We start from the raw sequence: 2,740 nt of genomic DNA on the forward strand, positions 1-2,740 counted from the left end.
GAAGTAGTTGGGATGTCAGCCAGAGCCGTTAATCACTTACTTCTAAACTCTGGATTGCAATATCGTACTGATGACCGCAAAATTCCCTATCGACCAACTGATGAAGGTAAACGATGGGGGCGGATGGTTCCTGCTTTGGCGAAGGGGTGTAATCAAACTGTGTTCCAACTGCGGTGGTTGCCCCAAATAGTACAAGTAATTTCTGGGTGATTCAAGATTATGAACAGTCTACGAAAAACGGTAGCAGAGAAATACGGGTTAGAAGCTTGTGCCATGTATGATGAATACTTTTTTGTTCATTTACCTGACAACGAAGACTATACACTCAAGTTTTTAGAAAGTGCTGTACCAGAATTAGTTCGGATTGAACTGGCAGAATGTTTTGCTGGTGGAGTTATCGCCGTGTGGGAAGTTCACTTATTTTTATTACCCCAAGTTTTGGAGCAAGTCTATTATTTCATTGAACATTTCTGGGAAGGGATATCCAAAGAAGAACAAAAATAAAAGCGATTGCCGCTTCCTTCAGTAACAACCGCCTTACAAAAACACTCCTTAGTTTTAGAGGATAAAGCTAAATGAAAGTCATTGTTCAGTTAGTAGAAAAAGTTTACCAAGAAGCTCATATCACAATACCTGATGGTCTGACAGAGGATGCTATTAAACAGCACATAACAGACCGCTATAACTCTGGGGAATTGACTCCCGATTTAAACATTTTTCAAGTCGATTTTGAATCCATCAGCGCCAAAATTATCAGCAATGAAAACTTGACGAATGTTGAGGAGGAAGATGCAGCATGATTAGCACATCATTACTAACACCAGAACACAAAATTACTGTTACTTCAAGCGAAACTTTCAGTAAACACCCTCTCAACTTTTACGAGTCACCGTCCTGGTTCACCACTGAATTACTACGCCATGTGAAACTATCGGGTGTCATTGGTGAATCTTGTGCGGGACATGGAGCGATCTCTTCCCTACTTCAAGTGTGGCCTTACACAAAGTCTCTCTGGACTAACGATATTGACCCAAACAAACAGGCGGATTATTACTACGATGCGACATTACCCGAAGTCTGGGATAAATTACCTGAGTGCGATTGGATCTGTACTAATCCACCGTATGGAGTGTACGCCGCACCCATCATTAAAAATGCGTTTAAGAAAGCGCGTGTAGGTGTCGCCGCTTTTCTCCTCACAAGTTTTCTTGAACCATGTGATGACCGGGCTGAATTTTTACAGCAGCACCCGCCATCACTTGTACTGACTTTGCCGAGATTCTCGTTCAGAAAGGACAAACACGGTACTCGTTGGGCTACTGATAATATCACCATCTCTTGCTTTGTGTGGGATAAACGCACGACTTCTCAAAGGACTATCATTCGTCCCAAGTCGCAGATTCTTGGCTTTTACAAAAATCCGCTTGAGGCAATATCTCAACAACGAGCAGAAGAAATTGTTCAGGCGATCGCTAATGGAGAGTATGTATGAAACAGTTATTACTATTCAATGACCCAACCACAGCCGTTTTCCCTGTTACTTATCACCCCGATTTCTTGAATAAGCAAGAAGCTGACGAGTTATATCAACATTGTCAACAACTACAATGGCAGCAAAACCAGATAAAAATGCTGGGTAAAACTATGCCCGTCCCTCGGCTGGAGTGCATTTATGGGGATGAGGGTTGCGATTACCTTTACTCCAATAGCGTACTGCTTAAACCCCTTGACTGGACAGAGCCTTTAGCTAAGTTACGTGACAAAATCACCGCATTCACTGGTTACAGCTTCCGCATCGTTATCGGCAACCAATATAGAAGTGGACAGGACAGTATAGGCTGGCACGCAGATAAGGAGTCATCTATGGGTGTTGAGCCGGCGATCGCATCTGTCAGTTTAGGTGCAGTTCGCAAGTTCCAGATTAAGCCCATCGGTGGTAAGCCTACTGACTTTTGGCTGGAGCATGGGAGTTTGTTGGTGATGCTACCGGGTTGTCAGTCTACTCACGTACATCAGGTTCCGAAAACCAATAAGTTTGTGACTACGCGAATTAATCTGACATTTCGACCACACGTAGGAGGAAAGTTCTAACTAATTGTTAGTTGAAAGAGGAAATTACCAGCAAATTAAGACCCTAATTTTCTCTTGGAGTTTCATCTGCTGTCTGATAAATAGAACGCAATTCATCAACGGTATTTGCTGTTTCTATTGCTGACAAGATTGATTCCAGCAATCTGAAATCTTCAATTTGCTCAATTTCAGGTAATAAGTTTTGCCCAGGTGTGCCAAATTTTAGTTTCAATCCCAAAGCTATGCCTTTTAATAAAGACTCTATTCGCGCAATTCTCTCAAAACTAGTAACGTACTGCATACGCTGTTGTGCCTCCAATTGTTCGACTTCTCTGATGAACTCTAGTTCTAAATCTAATGGTAGCGTCAGCATCCAATCAATAAAAGCCAACAGGTTAACAACAGCCTCACGTTCAAATCCCTGCTCATACAGCCGACGAACTAAAGCCAGTTTTGATTGTTTCCTTTGCGACCTATTACTGCGGGTCTGTACTGCTACCAAGTGAGCCATTACGACCGTAGCAAAGGGGTTGCGACTAGCCTCTAGCTCCGACAACCTTTGTTGATAGTCTAACTGAAGCAATTCAAAATTCAAAATTCAAAATTCAAAATTGAAGAAGAGTAACCTATCAATTTTGTTTACGAATCCATCTCTATTATTACAAAGGAA

Annotated in this window: 5 protein-coding genes and 1 pseudogene; 5 read left to right on the top strand and 1 reads right to left on the bottom strand. The window is 42.1% G+C overall.

Annotation, left to right across the window (positions count from 1 at the left end):
• From H6G14_RS33055 to H6G14_RS33075, 5 genes and pseudogenes are all read left to right on the top strand, one after another.
• Positions 1 to 210: pseudogene (locus H6G14_RS33055) on the top strand (KilA-N domain-containing protein); the annotation flags it as partial.
• Positions 211 to 219: 9 nt separating this feature from the next.
• Entirely contained in the window at positions 220 to 504 is a 285-nt protein-coding gene (locus H6G14_RS33060; RefSeq protein ID WP_190573197.1) for a hypothetical protein, read from the top strand.
• Positions 505 to 575: 71 nt separating this feature from the next.
• A complete protein-coding gene (locus H6G14_RS33065; RefSeq protein ID WP_190573199.1) occupies positions 576 to 800 on the top strand; it encodes a hypothetical protein in 225 nt (74 codons plus the stop codon).
• The gene (locus tag H6G14_RS33070; RefSeq protein ID WP_190573201.1) at positions 797 to 1,492 is read left to right on the top strand and encodes a hypothetical protein; all 696 of its coding nucleotides are present in this window, start codon (positions 797 to 799) and stop codon (positions 1,490 to 1,492) included. The genes H6G14_RS33065 and H6G14_RS33070 overlap by 4 nt, the downstream gene beginning before the upstream one ends.
• Complete coding sequence (locus H6G14_RS33075; protein ID WP_190573203.1) at positions 1,489 to 2,091, top strand: alpha-ketoglutarate-dependent dioxygenase AlkB family protein; 603 nt, start codon at positions 1,489 to 1,491, stop codon at positions 2,089 to 2,091. The genes H6G14_RS33070 and H6G14_RS33075 overlap by 4 nt, the downstream gene beginning before the upstream one ends.
• 43 nt (positions 2,092 to 2,134) lie before the next feature.
• On the opposite strand, the gene H6G14_RS33940 is transcribed toward H6G14_RS33075, so the two are convergent.
• Positions 2,135 to 2,665, bottom strand: coding sequence for a hypothetical protein (locus tag H6G14_RS33940; RefSeq protein ID WP_242054386.1), 531 nt, complete (start codon positions 2,663 to 2,665; stop codon positions 2,135 to 2,137).
• Positions 2,666 to 2,740 lie beyond the last annotated feature (75 nt).

The sequence above is a fragment of the Nostoc parmelioides FACHB-3921 genome (assembly GCF_014696625.1).
GTDB lineage: Bacteria > Cyanobacteriota > Cyanobacteriia > Cyanobacteriales > Nostocaceae > Trichormus > Trichormus parmelioides.

What these genes read in the sequence shown, in the direction of transcription:
- H6G14_RS33070 (WP_190573201.1), top strand. Translation starts at nt 797, where the DNA reads ATGATTAGCACATCATTACTAACACCAGAACACAAAATTACTGTTACT.
- H6G14_RS33075 (WP_190573203.1), top strand. Translation starts at nt 1,489, where the DNA reads ATGAAACAGTTATTACTATTCAATGACCCAACCACAGCCGTTTTCCCT.
- H6G14_RS33060 (WP_190573197.1), top strand. Translation starts at nt 220, where the DNA reads ATGAACAGTCTACGAAAAACGGTAGCAGAGAAATACGGGTTAGAAGCT.
- H6G14_RS33065 (WP_190573199.1), top strand. Translation starts at nt 576, where the DNA reads ATGAAAGTCATTGTTCAGTTAGTAGAAAAAGTTTACCAAGAAGCTCAT.